The organism is Pseudomonadota bacterium, assembly GCA_039028935.1.
GTDB lineage: Bacteria > Pseudomonadota > Gammaproteobacteria > Steroidobacterales > SZUA-146 > SZUA-146.
Genome location: JBCCHD010000022.1, coordinates 19,627 through 36,938 on the forward strand (window position 1 = coordinate 19,627; position 17,312 = coordinate 36,938).

Sequence of the window (17,312 nt, forward strand, 5' to 3'; positions counted from 1 at the left end):
ACAATTTTATTGAATAACCACCGCTGCGTTACCGAGCATGGCAGCGCAGGCGGCCTTGGCCACGGTTTCGGTTCGGTCGGCGCTACAGCTACTGCCGCAGGTCGTAAGTCGGTCAATGAGCGCATTGAGCTCACCGCGAGCGGCGGCTAAGTCTGGTTGGGATGTCACGGCGACGCCAAACACGTTGTCGAGCAGTGGGTCGAGCATCACATTTCGCGCTGTGGCGTTCGCAAACGCGCTCGCCGGGGGGGCGCTGAAATCAAAGCCTGGGAAAAACGCACTGCGCGCGGCAGTGGAGTTGACCAGTTCATTACAGTATTCGATCGACAGCTGTGCAATAGCCACTTGGTGGGATGCCAAAAATCCTTCGATGGACTCCACAGTCGGCAATTGCTGGCGGATGGTCGTGTACGTGGTCGCAACGTTGACATTACTTTGCGCGATACCCGTTATCACTGACATCGACGCATTGATTTCATCGAACGTACGCAGGCCGATAGCTGGGTCGCGTTCGACATCGGGCGGTGTGCCCGGCTGCAGCGGCGTCGGCTCGGTAAAGACATTGGCGTTGTCGCCCAATAGCTCAAACGTTAAGAAGAAGCTATCGCTCTCCGTGCCCTTTTCAAGTGGCACCAACGTGCCGAGGCGAGACAGTGACTGCGTGCTGGCGACAAAGTCGTTTTCATTGAGCATCACATCAAGATTGGCATACGCCTGGCTGATGTCTACCTCGGCACCGTTCAGACCGATACGCATGCCCTGTAGTGGGATATCGCTGGGGCTCGCCGTGGGGTCGAGCGAAATAAACCGCGGCTCCTCAAACAAGTAGCTGTAGTCATCGAACTGACTGACTTGGAAAAGCACGTAGCTTTGTGGCACATCGATTAGATGCGCAACACTGAAGAGCAAGAAGAATTTCTCGCCGACACCGGCATCAAAATTCTGCTGAATCTGAGTGTCGGTGAGCGCTCGGTTGTGTACCGAAAGGAACCGCACAGATCCTTGCCACAGACGATCGTTAGAGACTTCGTTGCCCACGACGAATGCGAAGCTGTCGTCCCAGTCGGCCAGCGAGCCGCCGCCGATGTCGACATCGTCAGTGAACACGCCATTTACATAGATTCGTCCACCATTAACCGGGTCATAGGTGGTAACCACATGTTGCAGGGTCGCCTGTAGGTCTTCATCGGCGTCGGCAGTAGACAAAGCGGGCATGCCGTTTCCATCGGTCTGAGAACTGCGCACCGCGAGGTCATAGTTATAGAGCGTTTGGCCTAATGTGAAGTTGCGGGCATCCACGCCGGCCGAGTAGCTGATGATGCGTGCCTCTTCTTGGCTCACGTTGCCAGGTACCACCCATGCTTCGAGTGAAAATTCACCGGTCGCTTTGATGAGATCATGCAGTTTCTTGCTCGAGGCGGTTGAGGCTTGGGCTTTACCGTCGTTTATCTGGAGACCAAACGCACTCAGCCACGCAACATTGCCGGATAAATTCAGGTTCATCGCGGGTTCCACGCCGCTCGTATCAAACGCAGTGAGACCGGTGCGGGTTTTGAATTCGTACGTTGCAATGGCGTTATTTTCATAGCGATTGCCGCCACTCGCAATCGTGCCATCGGCAAGCGTGAGTGCTTTGGACGTCACGAGCATCGGATCCACTTCCGTTGGCACGATTTGATTCGCAAACGCGTTAACGGCCGCAAGCATGTCGCCAGAATCAGAAGGACAGTCGCTCCAACAGTTGTGGAACTCGCTACCTAGGCGCACGACAAATCGTGACGCATCGGGATCATCCAATTCTATTTTCGTGCGTGCGGCCGCATAGGCTACGTCAATACTGGCTTCAGCAAAATATGGCTGCTGCGGAAATTGCGACTCGGAGCTGTGGCACTGCGCGCAGTAAGTGGTTACCAACGGGTAAATAGTCGATGCATAGAGCGCAGGGTCGTCTGGGAAACTCTTCGAGTCACCTGGGTCGCGAAGCGTCGGTGCGTCGAGGTCAATCTCACGACCACCGCCCGCGATGGCGTCACCGGCCCACGCGGTGATCCAGGTGGTCATGATGTCAGCACACGCGGCGTCACTGCTCAACCAGCAGTTATGACCGCCGCCCACTTTTGTCACGATCTGCGATTGGTCGGGGATTTGAAGCGTGACCAATGTGGTGGCTTCGGCATAAGCAAGGTTGACGTCGTCCTGGCGCACAAACATCGGGGCTTGGCCACCTTCCTCGGTATGGCAAGCACCACACCGGCTCGTGGATTTTAGGTTGTCCCAGACGTTTATGCGAAAGGACTGCACATCATCTGTGGCCGGCGGAGGGCCGGTGTACTCGGAAACCTGAGGTGAGTCAATTACAGGCGTAGGAACGGTTTCAGCACCACCGCCGCATGCTGCGACAAACGTAATCAAACCAATGGTAAAAATAAGTCTTTTCATCATCTACTCCTAGTCGCCCATGCAATACACAGCGGATTCAGCAAATACTTGCTTCAAGCTGTAGTTGGAGTTCTTGAATGAATTGACCATCAAGTCGATTTGATTCCGATCCTGCGTGTCGGCCGGCGCGCGGAAGCAGACATTTCGAAAAACTTTGGTTACCTGACACTGGGCAAAGGCATCGCTATTGGCCATTTCCTCGCCCAGCGACTTCGCGCCATTACCACTGCCTGGCAGGGACGCGTCCCAGCCTAGTATGGCGTTTTGTCCTTCGCGCCAATAATTTGACCAACTATCGTCGGGCGTGATGAAGCCGCGCTCAAAATTCGTTGAGTTAATGCCGTACTTCGGATCGACCACACCTTCTCGATACACCACGCGGTCGACCGTTTCGTCAAAATCGTAGTAGGCAAACGCCTGTGCGAGGGGGTCCATGCCGCTGTGGCAGCCCAGACAGCGGTTGAGGAAGATGCGACTGTCTCCTCCCGGACTGCGCGAGACATCTTGCCGAATGCGATCCGGTGGTCGCGTGCTGTCTTTCACTTGTTCCAGATCGTTGCACATGTGATTCATGAGCGTGAAGCGGAACATGGCACGGTTGGTGCCATCGATAAAAAACGCCTGCGCTGCGGCGCGCGTTGTCATGACGCCCGCCGTGGCGTTGGCAGGCAAATCGGTGATCTGACTTTGAGTTCGTCGTTGCAGAACGCTACTCAAGTCGATGTTCTGATTTTCAAGCGCCTCGTAATGCGCATTGTCTGTCATCGAATAGGCCGGTACGCCAGCAGACGTGCCGACATACAAAATGTCGGCAGACAGGACGGTATTAAAGGGTTCATCGTCACGCACCATGCCGATCACGGTGGCGGTGTAATCGTTCAACGGCACAAAGACGGATTGATCGCGGTTGGTCCATGGCGCGGCAAAGTTCTTGAGTGTGACGTTGTAGAAGTTGGGGTTATCGATCGCGGTAAATGCCGCATTAAGGGCGTTTCCGGCCGCGATATCCGCTGCCATATCATTGAGTACCGTAGCCGTGGGTGGAACGCCAGCCAGTCTGTCGTGCAGCGTTTTTGCTTGTTCGCGTTCGCCAGCCGTCGTGGCGACGTTCATTCCAATCGCGATAAGCAATGCACCTGCGCGCACCGAGAAACGTATTTTTTTAAGATTTGCTACAGACATCTTTGCCCTCTGTCGCGTTTCGAAAAGTTTCGGTGTGATCAGTCACCGTCGAAAGTTGAGTCGAGTATAGGACACACTTTTTTCGTTCTGCACATGTCGCGATTCAGCGACAATTGTTGCGTTTCGCAAAACAAGTAAGCTCACTTTGAGCGCGATACGTCGGGCGTTATCGAGTTTCGAAAACGCAGTTAGACGCAAGTTGCAGAATCCACAATATCTAACTGGGAGCTGCAAAAATATGTGATCAAGTTCACAGACTATAAAAGCGGCTGCTTCATGATGTGGAATTCCTGTGCAGCGTTTAACGCTTTTATTACAGTACTTTTAGGAACTTTGTGTAATTTTTCCAAGCGTTATGCAATATCCGCTGCAGGAATTTTGGGCGATGCAAAAATATTCTTTAAACAAATTTAATTCGGTTCGTTCTGTTGCACTTGTAACGCTTGTAGTGGTGTTGCTTGTTGGCTGTGGCGGCGGAGAAACAGGTGGCAATATCGGTTTTGCGGATGGGCAGCAACCAGATCCGGTTGTCATAGATGTCCCCATCGCGTACATCAAGCGACCGGTGCCAACCGACGAAGACATGATGCTTACGTTCGATGACGTGCGTGAGCCGGTGACGTTTAATGGGGGTGCCGATTTGTTTGTGCGCGAGCGAGCGTCGCCTACCGCACTGGAATCAAACGTCACGTTCGAAGTGACGGGTGGGGAGGGCGACGTTCAAGACGTCAGCATCAATGCGGCAGGCACGCGCATTGTCTTTGCGCTGCGCTTGCCCTTGCTTGAAGACGTTGATGACGACGAACAACCTACCTGGAATATCTGGGAGTACAGCCTCGAAACACAGGAGCTGCGTCGAATTATTACGTCCGATATCAATGCCGAGGCGGGGCACGACATCGCGCCGGCCTATTTACCGGACGATCGCATCGTATTTTCATCTACACGCCAACGACAGTCCAAGGCGATTTTGCTGGATGAAGGTAAGCCCCAATTCTCCGCGCTGGATGAGGACGAGAATGTTGAGGCCTTCGCGCTACACGTCATGAATGATGATGGCACCGAGCTTCGTCAAATCACATTTAATCAAAGCCACGATTTGGATCCGATGGTGCGAAGCGACGGACGGATTGTCTTTAGTCGCTGGGCGGCCAAGTCGGGCAACAACTCGATCGGCTTGTATTCCACGCGTCCTGACGGCACCGATGAGCAGTTACTGTATGGTGCGAACAGCAGCAATACGGGCAGTGATGGTACGCCAGTGCACTTCTTGAAGTCAGAAGAAATGCCCGATGGGCGGATCGGTGTGATGATGCAGCCGTTCGAAGCACCGCGACTTGGCGGACAGTTGACGCTCATCGATACCGATATGTATGTCGAGAACACGCAGGCAATGGCCGCCAGCGCCGGCGCACCGGGTCCGGCGCAGGAAGCCGCGACGGTCAATGACGTTCGCACCGACGAGGCGTTGTCGCCGGGTGGCCGCTACAGCGATTTCTTTCCTTTGTGGGATGGCTCAGACCGAGTGTTTGTCAGTTGGAGTCAGTGCCGGCTGGTGGTTGAGGAACAGATCGTGGCCTGCACAGAGGAATTGTTGGCCGAGCCTGGCGCAACCGAAGCAGATCCACTCTACGGTTTGTGGGTATACGACCGAACGGACGACACCCAACTACCGGTTGTGCCGCCGGAAGAGGGAGTGATGGTGACCGAAATGGTGGCCGCGCAGCCACGCCCCCTACCGGCCATCCTGTTTGATCAGGTGGCGGGCGTGGATCTCGACGTTCAACTGGTTGAGGAAAACGTCGGCATACTCAATATAAAGAGCGTATACGATGTAGAAGGTGCCGATAGCACGAATCCAGGCATTACAGCCCTTGCCGATCCGGCGCAATTTACAGCGGATGAACGCCCCATTCGGTTTGTGCGGGTGGTCAAGGCGGTGTCGCTGCCGGATGACGATTTAGTGGATCTCAATGGCTCCGCGTTTGGACGCGCCCGAGGACTTGGCATGCGTGAAATTGTCGCCTATGCACCGGTTGAGCCCGACGGATCGGTGCAGCTTAAGGTGCCGGCCAACACAGCCCTTGAGGTCAACCTGTTGGATGGCAATGGCCAGCGTGTGCGGCCGCGGCACGGCGCGTGGATTTCTGTTCGACCGGGCGAGGTCAAAACCTGTAATGGCTGCCATGACGGTACAAGCGGCCGGTCCCACGGTCGCAGTGGTGCGTACAATCTTGTCAACATCGGGGCGCAAACCACCAGCCTGCCGTTTCCAAATACAAACCCGGCGCTGTTTGCCGAATTCGGTGAGACTATGGCAGAAACCCGTGCTCGCATTAGCTGTGCGACAGGCTGCGAATCAATAACACCGTCGGTTGACATCAAATTCGAAGACGTTTGGACCGATGAGGTCGCGGCGGGCAGGGCGGCAGACGCTGCGTTCGAGTGGACGTATTCGGACCTGACGACACCGCAACCTGTGTCGAATGGCTGTGTGTCCGAGTGGAGCGCACTGTGCCGCACAGTGATTCACTACGAAGAGCACATCCACCCATTGTGGAGCGCCCCGCGTGTTGAATTGGATGTCGACATGGTGACTGTGCTCAGTGATAACACCTGCACCACCTGCCACACCCCTAACGACGCCATGGGAGCGATTCAGGTGCCGGCGGGACAGCTCGATCTCACCGACGGACCTTCTCCCGATAATGCCGACCAGTTCAAGGCATATCGCGAATTATTGTTTAACGATAACGAGCAGGAAGTCGAGATGGACGCTCTGCAGGACCGATTGGTGGAGATCGGTATAGACCCGGACACGATGGAACCCATTTTGGTAACGGTCACCGTAGCACCCTCTGTAATCGCCGGCGGCGCTCGCGTCTCGTCTAACTTTTTCTCACGTTTCGCCGAGGGCGGTAGCCATGCTGGCTATCTGAACACGGCGGAGCTCAAATTGATGTCTGAGTGGATCGATATTGGTGCCCAGTATTACAACAATCCGTTCGAGGTTCCCCCAAATTAGGCTATGAAACGCTTTGTATCGCTATTCTTCGCTGTGTTAATGCTGGCCACGCCCGTGCAGGCAAAGTCGGACGTGAAGCTCGTGGTCGAGGAACCCTTCATTGAAATGCGCACGGGCCCCGGACGTGGCTACCCTGTCTATCATGTGGTCGAGGCGGGCGAGAACATCACCGTTACCCGTCGACGCACAGAGTGGTTCGAGGTGATTGCTCCACGCGGTCAGAAAGGTTGGGTGCATCGTGACGAGCTTGAGCTCACGCTCGATCCGGAAGGGTTTGCCGTGCGAGTCGAGGATAGCTCATTTGGCACGTACTCGAATCGCCGCTTCGAGTTCGGCGTGCTGGATGGCGAATTTGGTGGTGCGGATGTCATTTCCGTCTATGGAGCCTATGCACTTACCCCAAATCTGTCGACCGAGCTATCGGTATCCCAGGGCATCGGAACCTTCGCGGACAATGTGTTCGCGACGGCGAACGTGACACACCAATTTTTCCCTGACAAACGCATTACACCGTTCTTTACGCTCGGTGGTGGCGTTTTGCGCACGTCGCCCAACGCCACGTTGGTCGAGGTCGAAGACCGCAATGATGAAATTGCCTTTGCAGGAATGGGCCTGAGACTGTACGCCACGCGGCGTATGGTGCTGCGGGCGGAATATAAAACGTATGTGATTTTTACAAGTCGCGATGACAACCAGGAGATCGACGAATGGAAAGCCGGCTTTTCGTTCTTTTTCTAAGCAAGCTGCCGCTACTCGCCCTCGGCGGGTGTCTACTGTTGCTTGGTGGCTGCAGTGTTTTCCAGCAGTCGGCCGATGAGGCGGCTGAGGAATTGCCGCCCGTCATTGATCCGGAAGTGGAGCGACGCGACATCAAGGTGCCCAAAATCGACTCGGAGAACTTTGAGGTGGGCCTTTATGGCGGCCTCATGAGTATTGAGGATTTTGGTTCAGATAGCGTGGTGGGAGCGCGCGTCGCGTTTCACGCGACCGAAGACTTCTTTTTGGAGGCGGTCTACGCGCAAACACAGGCTGGAAGGACCAGCTTTGAAGAATTAAGTGGCGCGGTTGAGCTGCTCACACCCGAGGAGCGCGACTACACCTACTACAACCTATCGTTGGGTTACAACGTGTTGCCTGGAGAGGCCTTCTTGGGGCAAAGCTGGGCGTTCAATACTGCGCTATATGCGATTGCGGGCGTTGGAAGCACCGAATTTGCCGGTGACGATCGGTTCACAATCAATGCGGGTTTTGGCTATCGAGTCATTCTCAATGACTTTCTGGCGCTGCACCTCGATGTGCGGGATCACCTCTTCGATATCGACTTGCTCGGCGAAGAAAAGACTACCCACAACATTGAATATCACTTTGGTTTTACGATCTTTTTTTGAGGAATATATCGATGAAAAGGACTGCAATTATCGTTGCTGTGATGAGCCTGTTGATGGGCGTGAGCGCCTGGTCGGCGAAATCATCGCTCATGCAAAAGTCAGCACCCGACTTTACGCTCAAGAGTCTTGAGGGTCCAAATGTGAAGCTCAGCGAGCTTCGGGGTGATGTCGTGCTGATCAACTTTTGGGCGTCTTGGTGCGGACCGTGTCGCCAAGAAATGCCACTGCTTGAGGAACTCAGCACGCAATACGCACCGATGGGCTTCACCATGCTGGGTGTCAACGTGGAAGAGGACAGCTCGGCCGCCAAAGCCATGCTCGACGAGCTTGGCGTGAGTTTCCCCATTTTGTTTGATAACGAAAATTCGGTGAGCGAAAGCTACGACGTGATCGCTATGCCGACCACGGTGGTCGTCGATCGTGACGGTAAGGTGCAGTATGTGCACCACGGCTATAAACCGGGTGACGAAGGGAAATATCAAGACGCCATCCGACGAGCGATCCGCCAATGAGAACGGCCGCTCTGTTATTGGCAATGGCGGTGCTCGGTAGTTCGGGTTGTGCCTCGGTGGAGGTGGAGCCCTGGGTTAAGCCCTATGAACGGGCGAACTTAGCCGATCCCATTATGTCTTTTGATCGCGATCCACTCGCGGCCTCTTATCTGCAACACGTATTCGAATCGCGTGAAGGCGCCCGCGGTGCCGCTGGTGGTGCCCACGGTGGCTGTGGTTGTAACTAATTTAACAAGCGTGAACGCATGAACGACTTACAATTTAAGCGGTGGCTTATTCTTTTTATGTGGGGCGTGATGGCATCGCCCTTCGCGGCGACCCTGCCTGAGGATCGCACCGATATTCTCTATCACGGTTATGAGGGTGGTGGTGCCGATATCGATGGCCCGGCGATCGTGGTCCGCAAGTCATTTGGCGATAAAGTGTCACTGAGTGGCAAGTACTATGTGGACAGCGTCAGCAGCGCATCGGTCGATGTAGTGACCACGGCGAGTCCGTATACCGAAGAACGCACCGAAACCAGTTTCGGTGCAAGTTACCTGTATGACGCCACGCAATTTAGCCTCAACGTAACAAACAGTGATGAAAACGATTTTCAGGCGAGTTCGTACTTCTTTTCGATCAGTCAAGAAATGTTCGGCGCGCTCACGACGGTGTCGCTAGGCTATGGCCGCGGAGACGACACAGTGGGTCGCAACGGCGATGCCGATTTCACCGACGAGGTCGATCGCCAGCACTATCAACTTGGCCTTACCCAAGTATTGACGAAAAATTGGATTGCGAGCCTCGACTATGAGGCCATCACAGACGAGGGGTATCTCAATAACCCGTATCGATCGGTCCGGTTCTTAGATGGTTCCGCGCGCGGATACGCGTATGAAAGTGAGATCTATCCGCGCACACGTACAAGCAACTCGGTGTCCCTGAAGTCGCGGTACTTCCTCAAGTATGGCGCAGCGCTGACGTTCGATTATCGTTTTTTCTCCGACACTTGGGATATACAAGGTCACACAGCTGGTATTGGCTACGTGCATAAATTTGGCGATGACTGGACATTCGAAGTTGGCTATCGCTTCCATACGCAAACCCAAGCCGAGTTTTACAGTGATTTGTTTGAGCGACCCCAGGCACAGAATTTTCTTGCGCGCGACAAAGAGTTGAGTTCTTTTTCCGATCACATGGGCCGAGTGGGCGTTACCTATGCGTTTCCGAGCAAGATTCTCCCGTTTGTTGATCGGGGTACAGCCAATTTGTATTTCAACCGCTTCCGATTTGATTACGACAATTTTCGCGATCTCACCGTCGACGCTCCAGTCGGCGAAGAGCCATTGTATGGCTTTGACGCGAACGTGATTCAGTTTTATTTGTCGTTCTGGTACTGACCCGGAGACCATCAATGACCCGAATAATTATTGCTGCCGCGTTGATGCTGTCTGTGTCGTGGCCTCTGTCTGTATCCGCCGAGTGGTATGGACGCACGGAGGGCATCATGGGCACCGAAATCAGCGTTCAGCTTTGGCATGAGAACGAAGCGTATGCGATGGCGAGTATCGACCGGGTGATCGGCGAAATGCATCGCATCGATCATTTGATGAGCACCTATAAAGACCATAGCGAAATCTCACAGATAAATGCCAACGCGCATGAGCAAGCGGTGGCGGTGAGCGACGAACTGTTCGAACTCATTAAGCAGGCGCTGGATTTAGGTCACGTAACGCGTGGCGCATTCGATATCACTTATGCAAGCGTTGGAAAGCATTACGATTTTCGCACCGGAGAAAAGCCCTCTGACGCACAAAAACAAACGGCGGTTGAGGTCGTTAATCTCGATAATGTGGTGTTGAACACATCCCAAAAAACGGTGCGGTTTCTGCGTGAAGGTGTGCGGATTGATTTGGGCGGAATAGCCAAGGGGCATGCCGTAGAAAGCGCGGTGACGTTGCTGCGCGAACGCGGTATTGAAAATGCCATTGTGACAGCGGGCGGAGACAGTCGCGTGTTAGGGGACCATCGCGGGCGCCCTTGGGCAGTTGGAATTCGCGATCCCAGGCAGCGCAACGGCATCGCGGCGCGTATGCCGGTGCAAGAGGAAGCGATTTCGACGTCTGGCGATTATGAGCGCTATTTTGAAGCGGATGGCGTTCGCTATCACCATATCATTGAGCCAACCTCTGGCGATTCTGCGCGGACCGTGCGCAGCGTCACCATCATAGGCCCGAATGCCATTATGACCGACGCACTGTCGACAGGTGTATTCGTACTCGGCAAGCAGCGAGGACTGGCGCTAATCGACTCACTTGAAGAATTTGAAGCCATTGTTATTGACCAGCAAGGGGAGATGCATTTCTCCCGTGGTCTTGAGCCTGACGCGTAGTTGTTGGGATGGGAAATCTTATGAAAACGAAGAAACTGTCTGTATGCCTCACCGCAATAGGTTGTCTGGCGATGGTGGCCCACGCTGAAGAACGCACGTCGTTTACCAATCTCGACGGCGAAGTACAAAACCTCAAAAAAGAGCTGATGAGTCTGAATCGAGATTTATTTATCCTCGAAGAGGAGTTGTTGTTTCCAGCGAACACGCAGGTGTCGGTTTTTGTTTCGATGGATGTTGGCGAGTACTTTGCGCTGGATTCGGTTGAGCTAAAACTCAATGGAAAGAAGGTGTCTAGCTACCTGTATACGGAGCGCGAAGCAGAGGCGTTGCTTCGAGGCGGCGTGCAGCGGCTGTTTGTGGGCAACCTCAAAGCAGGCGACCATGAGCTAGTGGCGGTGTTTACCGGTATGGGTCCCAATAATCGCGAGTATCGTCGCGGCGCTACGCTCGAGTTTGAAAAAACGCTTAGCCCGAAATTTGTCGAACTTAAGATCGAAGATCAAACGCGCAACATGCAGCCCGAATTCGCCGTGCGAGAGTGGGATTAAGTCCTTTTATGAGGCACTCATCGCTCCATTTACCGCTGCGTGATCGGTCCCGTCATCGCCTGTACTCGAAGGGTGCAGAATGGCTCAAGTGGATCAAACTTTGCAGTTTGTTGGTGTTGGGGTTTGTACTGCTGATTGCAGCATCTCCAAATGTAACGGCCGCTGAGCCCGTTAAAGACTTAAGCTACGGTGATGCGCTGTTCGAATTTTATCGGGGTGACTACTTTGGTTCGGCGACAAAGCTCTTGGTGGCCAAGCAGCAGCAAACACTCGAGCACCATCGCGATGACGCGGAGCTGTTGCTCGGTGGACTCTATCTGTCCTACGGTCAACAAGATCAGGCCGCGACCGTGTTTGAAGCGCTGCTCGATAAGGCTGAACCGAATGTTCGAGATCGGGCTTGGCTCTACTTGGCGGAAATTGCTTGGCAGCGGGGCAACAACGTGCGCGCCAAAATGGCCCTCGACGGAATGGGAGATAAACTCGACGATGAGTTTGTCGCGCGCAAACAATTGCTTGAATCGCGTATTGCCATTGATGAAGAGCGTTTCGACGATGCCATTACGCTATTGGAAGAATGGCAGGGCGGCGATCAACTCGCGGCCTATGCGCAATTCAATCTCGGCGTGGCGATGGTGCGCCATGGCAATGTCGATGAGGGCAGTCGACAGTTAGCACGAATCGGGAAGGGCAAGATTCGTCCACCCGGCTCATCGATTTTCCGTCTTCCCGAGCGCTGGCGTTTCTGGTCCGCGGGAAGTCGCAAATCGGTCGAAAAACATAGTGAACACCAGGCGCTGCAAGACAAAGCGAATCTAGCCTTGGGTTTCGCGCAGCTTCAAAAAGAAAATGCGGCGCAGGCTGGCGAGTATTTGCGGCGCGTGAGTAGCGCGAGTGCACTCAATTCAAAGGCGCGCCTCGGCGCCGGATGGGCGGCGGTCGAGCTCGGAAATTACACCACGGCACTCGGACATTGGAACCGTCTCAAAGGCGAAGATCGCCTTGATCCGGCCGTTCAAGAGGCGTTGCTGGCCATACCGTTCGCGCATCGCCGATTAGGCAAAGATCAGCAGGCGATCAGTGAATATCATCAAGCGATTTCGCAGTTTGAGAGCGAAATCGAGCATCTTAATTCGTTTCAGCAAAGCTTGGACCACGGTGATTTTCTCAACGCACTGCTGGCGGACGACACCGCCGGCAAAGTGGGTTGGTTTTGGCGCTTGAAAACCGTGCCGGATTCTCCGCAATCCCGCTATCTTTATCATTTGGTTGCCGATCATGCGTTTCAAGAAGGTCTCAAGAATTATCGCGACGTGCTGTATCTCAAGGAAAACTTGCTGGAATGGAAAAACAACCTGGGCGCCTTCCACACAATTGTCAATGCACAACGCGATCGATATACCGAGCAAATGAACCGCCAGCCTGGCGAAGGCCTGGACGGACAGCTACAGACGCTCACTGCGCGTGTGGCGTCGGCGCGTACAGAATTGAATCGCATTCAGCGAGCTAACGACGTAGTGGCGCTCGCGACGGAAGAAGAAATGACTACTTGGGCGCGACTAAAAGCGGTTGAGCAGAAACTGGCCGGTCTCGATTCGCGCGCCGATGAGGCGCGCCGCAAACACGCGTTCTTAAAAGGTGTTATGCAGTGGAATTTGTCGCAGGCCTACCCGGCGCGTGCTTGGGAAAAAACCAAGCAGATACGCGCACTCGAGGAACAATTGTCATTGGGACAGGAACGGCTCGCCCGTTTGGATTTGGCGAAGACGCTATCGCCAGAGCGCTTTGATGGATTCGATCGGCGAATCGAGCTGGCTGTGCCTCGGATCGACCATCTACTCACGCAGGCCGATAGAGCGTTAGGCGCGCATCAAGCGTATCTTGCGGGACTCGCCGGCGAACAATTTGATGCGCACCGTCAACGCTTAACCGCTTACCTAACCGAAGCGCAATTCGCGCTCGCCAGCGCATACGATCAGTCTGCGCTCGCACAGGAGGGACCATGACGCCCTTCCGTTCTTTGCTCGTTCTTTCGTTGCTGATCATGCTGATGCCGCTCAGTGCGGCGCAGTCCGATGAGGATGCCTCGGCGAGCCCGGCGCGAATGACGGTGGATGCCAAAGCCCGCGCGCGGGCGAGCTATGAGGCGTTTTTGGCGCTTGCCGCGCTCGATGACCCACGCCGGCCGGGCGCTTTGCGCCGACTCGCGGACATGGAGCTCGAACAGGCGGAGAGCCTATTGATTGACGGCGCGCATGACGAGCAGGCCAAAGGTCTTTATGAGCAGGCCATTCGTTTATATCGTGATTTGTTGTCTCAGTATCCAGGCCACGATGGTAACGATGCCGTCTATTATCAGCTGGCGCGCGCGCAAGAGGCAGTGGGTGATATGGATGCGGCGCGCGACACGCTGTCGCAACTCGTAAAAGAACAGCCTGAGTCAACGTATGCCGAAGAGAGTGAGTTTCGGCGCGGCGAGACATTGTTCTCACAGGGGAATTATGAGCGCGCGGCAGAGGCCTATGCGGCGGTCATCCGACGCAGTGGCGAGGGCAGTCAGGGCGCGTTTCTTGAGCAGTCTTGGTACAAACACGGTTGGTCGCTGTTCAAGCTTGCGGACTACCCTGAAGCGCAAAGTGCTTTTTTGAATTTGTTGCGTCACCAGCTGCTCGCGCAGGGGGACTATCAACGCGACGCTATTAATGGCCTGTCGCCCGGCGGGCGCGAGATGTTGCTCGATGCATTACGGGCAATGAGTCTCTCATTCGCGTATGGCGAAGGCGTAGCCGATCTCAATGCGTTGCTCGACCGCGATACGGCACCTGGTTTCGAACATCTACTGTTTACGGATCTCGGCGAGCTGTATCGCAAGGAAGAGCGCTATCAAGACGCGGCCGCCGCCTATCGGGCGTTTGTCGCGCGACTCCCCAATGCGCGTCACGCTCCGCATATGCAGCTTGCCGTAATCGATACCTACCGTGATGCGGGTTTTTTCGAGCAAGAGATGAGTGCGAAAGAAGCGTTTGCACAAGAGTATGCGCTGAATCGCGGCGGTGATGATTATTGGTCCCAGCATGCGATTGATGACTCCGACGATATTGTGGCCGCACTAAAACTCCACTTGACCGAACTCACTCAGTTTTATCATGCCGGTGCGCAAACACTTAAATCAGCCCCATACACTACCGAACGCGACGCGGCCTATGATAAGGCGGTGCACTGGTATCGCGCATGGCTGAGTTCCTTCCCCGCAATCGACGAAACACCGGAAACGCACTTTTTGCTGGCTGAACTGCTGTTCGATCAAGGTGAATTTGAGGCAGCGGTTATCGAGTATGAAGCCACTGCCTATGGGTACGAGGCGCACACGCGATCGGCTGAGGCTGGCTACGCGGCGTTGTTGGCTTACGCGAAACAGGAAGGCCAGATCGACGATCCACAAACGCGCTGGAACGTAGAGCGCGCGTCAATCGATAGCTCGCTCAAGTTTGCGGATTCGTTTAGCGAGCATGCCGAGGCCACACGCGTGCAAACCGACGCCACCGAGCGACTGTATGCCCGTGGCGATCTCAATGATGCGTTAGCCGCAGCCAACGACTTGCTGGCCTGGCAGCCTCCGGCTGCCCTTGAAGAGCAGCGTATTGCCCTTCTTGTCGCGGGCAATACACACTTTGATCAAGATAATTTCAGTGGCGCCGAAGCCGCATTCAGTCGCACGCTGGCACTCAATGTCGAGGGTGGTGCGGATGCCGCTTCCCGTCAGGATGTGGTTGAGCTGCTGGCGGCCTCGGTGTATCGGCAAGCCGAAGCGGAACAACAAAACGGTGAACTCGCTGACGCGGCTGAGCACTTTTTGCGGGTCGCTCGGGTAGCGCCTACCAGCTCGCTGATCGCCACCGCCGAATACGAGGCGGCGTCAGTGTTGATGGACGTCAAAGATTTCACGCGGGCGGCAAGTGTACTGCAGGCCTTCCGAACCAACTATCCGGATCACGAACTGCAGCGTGATGTCACACGAAACTTGTCGGTGAGCTATCTTGAATCGGGTAATAAAGAAGGGGCGGCCAGTGAACTTATGCGGCTGGCGCGGGATCCGCTCAATGACAGCGACACGCGATTGTCGGCCAACTACCAAGCCATCGATATTTATCGTGAAAGCAACGATCCCAGTCAATTACTCGAGAGTTATGTTTACTTGATCGAGGCTCAGCCGCTGTCGGTCGATGAAAGCATCGATGCTCGTGAGGAGATTGCCGGCGTTTATCAAAAAATGGGCAATGAGTCGCAATATTTAGATTGGGTTAGGTCGATCATAGAGGTTGATAAGGCGGCCGGCTCGAACGCCACGCCACGCAGCCGTACTGCCGCAGCACGCGCGACACTTATGTTCGCGAAACAGGCTTGGCAGCCGTTTGCCGACGTGCGACTTGAAGAGCCACTGCAGGACAATCTGAGGCTCAAAAAGTCGCGCATGGAAACCCTGCTTAGTCAGTTAGGCGTCGCCAGTGGCTACAACATTGCGGATGTGACGACGGCAGCCACTTATCAGATGGCCGCGGCTTATGCCGAGATGGCGGATGCGCTGATGACCTCGGAACGACCGGGCGGACTCAACGCCGATGAATTGGAACAGTACGAATTCTTGCTCGAAGAGCAGGCTTTTCCATTTGAAGAGCAGGCTATCGAGATACATGAGACCAATATTAACCGCATTGAAGACGGTTTATATGACGCCTGGATGCGACAGAGCTTCAAAGCGTTGGCGGAACTGATGCCGGGTCGATACCAGAAAACAGAGAAGGGAGTCACCGTTGCTGAACTCAATCCCTAAGCACCGCCGATTGGTCGGCGTGATGGTCGCATCACTGTGGCTGGGCGCCTGTGCAGGCACCGGTCCGGTTGCGAAGAAAACGGCGCCGTTGTCAGAGAGTGTCGATCCAACGTCGACCCTCTATTCCGATCAAAAACCGGCTGCGCCGGATGCTGCTGATGTCATCGCCCTACTCGAGAAACAGGTGGCGAGTGCGCCGGGTCAAGCAGAAGGCTATCTGCGGCTGGGTGTCGCCTATCGCCACATTGAACAGTTTGATCTGGCGGCACAGATGTTTGAGCAAGCGGCCGCGCTCAGCGAAACACCGTTTGTGGCGCGCAATGAGCTCGGCATTTTGCATCGCGTAAAGGGCGAGTTCAAAGAGGCCGAAGCTGTTTACCAACGCATTTTGGCCGATGCACCTGATTTTCACGATGCACACTTTAACTTGGGCATTCTTTATGACTTGTATTTGCGCCAGCCGCGCGCGGCACAAAAGCACTACCAAGCGTACATTCAGGCGGCGCCTGAAGCCGACGAACGGGTAGAGAAATGGTTGGTTGACCTAGAGCGCCGACATCAGATTGACGCCAGTGCGTCGGCGGGAGTGGTTGGTGATTAATCCCCTGCTGCGGGCGCTGTGTGTGCGTCTAATGCGATGGACGACGTTAGCGGCGACTGGCTGTCTACTGCTGACGCCGGCGATGGCGCAGGACGCAGCAGAGTCCGAGACAGCAGAAGAGATTCGTCCGCTGTCGGCCAATAACACCTCAGAAGCACGCTCCAGCATTCAACTGAAGACGACGTCTGTGACGGGCAGTCGCGAGTTACCCAAAGTGCTTGTGATTGTGCCTTGGAAAACGTCCGAGGCGATTGGGCCCGGCGAGCGCCCGCTGTCGAGCCTGGTAGAGGACGCACTGACTCCGGTCGATCCTGACGTGTTTCGTCGGCAGCTTGACTATTACACCGATTTGAAAGAAGCCGCGGCCGAAAGCCGCGGTGATGCTCAATAACCACGACCATACTGACGAGGA

14 protein-coding genes are annotated in these 17,312 nt (G+C 54.9%); 12 read left to right on the forward strand and 2 right to left on the reverse strand.

Annotated features, from left to right (window positions below):
• Window positions 1-6: 6 nt before the first annotated feature.
• Both AAF465_11245 and AAF465_11250 read right to left on the reverse strand, forming a co-directional pair.
• A complete protein-coding gene (locus tag AAF465_11245; GenBank protein ID MEM7083299.1) occupies window positions 7-2,439 on the reverse strand; it encodes a LamG domain-containing protein in 2,433 nt (810 codons plus the stop codon).
• Between the two features lie 9 nt (window positions 2,440-2,448).
• Window positions 2,449-3,552 carry a hypothetical protein gene (locus AAF465_11250; protein ID MEM7083300.1) on the reverse strand — a complete coding sequence of 368 codons (1,104 nt, stop codon included), beginning with the start codon at window positions 3,550-3,552 and terminating at the stop codon, window positions 2,449-2,451.
• 454 nt (window positions 3,553-4,006) lie between these two features.
• Here AAF465_11250 and AAF465_11255 point away from each other — a divergent pair, with 454 nt between their 5' ends.
• Genes AAF465_11255 through AAF465_11310 form a run of 12 tightly spaced genes read left to right on the forward strand, consistent with a single transcriptional unit; the run spans window position 4,007 to window position 17,291 of the window.
• On the forward strand, window positions 4,007-6,646 hold the full coding sequence (locus tag AAF465_11255) for a hypothetical protein (protein ID MEM7083301.1): 2,640 nt from the start codon (window positions 4,007-4,009) through the stop codon (window positions 6,644-6,646).
• 3 nt (window positions 6,647-6,649) lie between these two features.
• Window positions 6,650-7,384, forward strand: a complete 735-nt coding sequence (locus AAF465_11260; protein MEM7083302.1) for an SH3 domain-containing protein — start codon at window positions 6,650-6,652, stop codon at window positions 7,382-7,384.
• Window positions 7,354-8,034: an outer membrane beta-barrel domain-containing protein gene (locus tag AAF465_11265; protein ID MEM7083303.1), complete on the forward strand. Its 681-nt coding sequence runs from the start codon at window positions 7,354-7,356 to the stop codon at window positions 8,032-8,034. Before AAF465_11260 ends, AAF465_11265 begins: the two co-directional genes overlap by 31 nt.
• 53 nt (window positions 8,035-8,087) lie before the next feature.
• A complete protein-coding gene (locus tag AAF465_11270; GenBank protein MEM7083304.1) occupies window positions 8,088-8,546 on the forward strand; it encodes a TlpA disulfide reductase family protein in 459 nt (152 codons plus the stop codon).
• The gene (locus tag AAF465_11275) at window positions 8,543-8,773 is read left to right on the forward strand and encodes a DUF4266 domain-containing protein (GenBank protein ID MEM7083305.1); all 231 of its coding nucleotides are present in this window, start codon (window positions 8,543-8,545) and stop codon (window positions 8,771-8,773) included. Before AAF465_11270 ends, AAF465_11275 begins: the two co-directional genes overlap by 4 nt.
• Window positions 8,774-8,791: 18 nt before the next feature.
• Window positions 8,792-9,928 carry a DUF3570 domain-containing protein gene (locus AAF465_11280; protein MEM7083306.1) on the forward strand — a complete coding sequence of 379 codons (1,137 nt, stop codon included), beginning with the start codon at window positions 8,792-8,794 and terminating at the stop codon, window positions 9,926-9,928.
• 14 nt (window positions 9,929-9,942) lie between these two features.
• On the forward strand, window positions 9,943-10,920 hold the full coding sequence (locus AAF465_11285; protein MEM7083307.1) for an FAD:protein FMN transferase: 978 nt from the start codon (window positions 9,943-9,945) through the stop codon (window positions 10,918-10,920).
• 20 nt (window positions 10,921-10,940) lie between these two features.
• On the forward strand, window positions 10,941-11,468 hold the full coding sequence (locus AAF465_11290; protein ID MEM7083308.1) for an AraC family transcriptional regulator: 528 nt from the start codon (window positions 10,941-10,943) through the stop codon (window positions 11,466-11,468).
• Between the two features lie 8 nt (window positions 11,469-11,476).
• Entirely contained in the window at window positions 11,477-13,474 is a 1,998-nt protein-coding gene (locus AAF465_11295; GenBank protein ID MEM7083309.1) for a hypothetical protein, read from the forward strand.
• Window positions 13,471-16,299: a tetratricopeptide repeat protein gene (locus AAF465_11300; protein ID MEM7083310.1), complete on the forward strand. Its 2,829-nt coding sequence runs from the start codon at window positions 13,471-13,473 to the stop codon at window positions 16,297-16,299. The genes AAF465_11295 and AAF465_11300 overlap by 4 nt, the downstream gene beginning before the upstream one ends.
• Complete coding sequence (locus AAF465_11305) at window positions 16,280-16,900, forward strand: tetratricopeptide repeat protein (protein MEM7083311.1); 621 nt, start codon at window positions 16,280-16,282, stop codon at window positions 16,898-16,900. Before AAF465_11300 ends, AAF465_11305 begins: the two co-directional genes overlap by 20 nt.
• Window positions 16,893-17,291 carry a hypothetical protein gene (locus AAF465_11310; GenBank protein ID MEM7083312.1) on the forward strand — a complete coding sequence of 133 codons (399 nt, stop codon included), beginning with the start codon at window positions 16,893-16,895 and terminating at the stop codon, window positions 17,289-17,291. The genes AAF465_11305 and AAF465_11310 overlap by 8 nt, the downstream gene beginning before the upstream one ends.
• Window positions 17,292-17,312 lie beyond the last annotated feature (21 nt).

Coding starts and splice junctions, on each gene's coding strand:
- AAF465_11285 (MEM7083307.1), top strand. CDS start 9,943: ATGACCCGAATAATTATTGCTGCCGCGTTGATGCTGTCTGTGTCGTGG.
- AAF465_11295 (MEM7083309.1), top strand. CDS start 11,477: ATGAGGCACTCATCGCTCCATTTACCGCTGCGTGATCGGTCCCGTCAT.
- AAF465_11270 (MEM7083304.1), top strand. CDS start 8,088: ATGGGCGTGAGCGCCTGGTCGGCGAAATCATCGCTCATGCAAAAGTCA.
- AAF465_11280 (MEM7083306.1), top strand. CDS start 8,792: ATGAACGACTTACAATTTAAGCGGTGGCTTATTCTTTTTATGTGGGGC.
- AAF465_11255 (MEM7083301.1), top strand. CDS start 4,007: ATGCAAAAATATTCTTTAAACAAATTTAATTCGGTTCGTTCTGTTGCA.
- AAF465_11275 (MEM7083305.1), top strand. CDS start 8,543: ATGAGAACGGCCGCTCTGTTATTGGCAATGGCGGTGCTCGGTAGTTCG.
- AAF465_11300 (MEM7083310.1), top strand. CDS start 13,471: ATGACGCCCTTCCGTTCTTTGCTCGTTCTTTCGTTGCTGATCATGCTG.
- AAF465_11260 (MEM7083302.1), top strand. CDS start 6,650: ATGAAACGCTTTGTATCGCTATTCTTCGCTGTGTTAATGCTGGCCACG.
- AAF465_11290 (MEM7083308.1), top strand. CDS start 10,941: ATGAAAACGAAGAAACTGTCTGTATGCCTCACCGCAATAGGTTGTCTG.
- AAF465_11245 (MEM7083299.1), bottom strand. CDS start 2,439: ATGAAAAGACTTATTTTTACCATTGGTTTGATTACGTTTGTCGCAGCA.
- AAF465_11250 (MEM7083300.1), bottom strand. CDS start 3,552: ATGAACGTCGCCACGACGGCTGGCGAACGCGAACAAGCAAAAACGCTG.
- AAF465_11265 (MEM7083303.1), top strand. CDS start 7,354: ATGGAAAGCCGGCTTTTCGTTCTTTTTCTAAGCAAGCTGCCGCTACTC.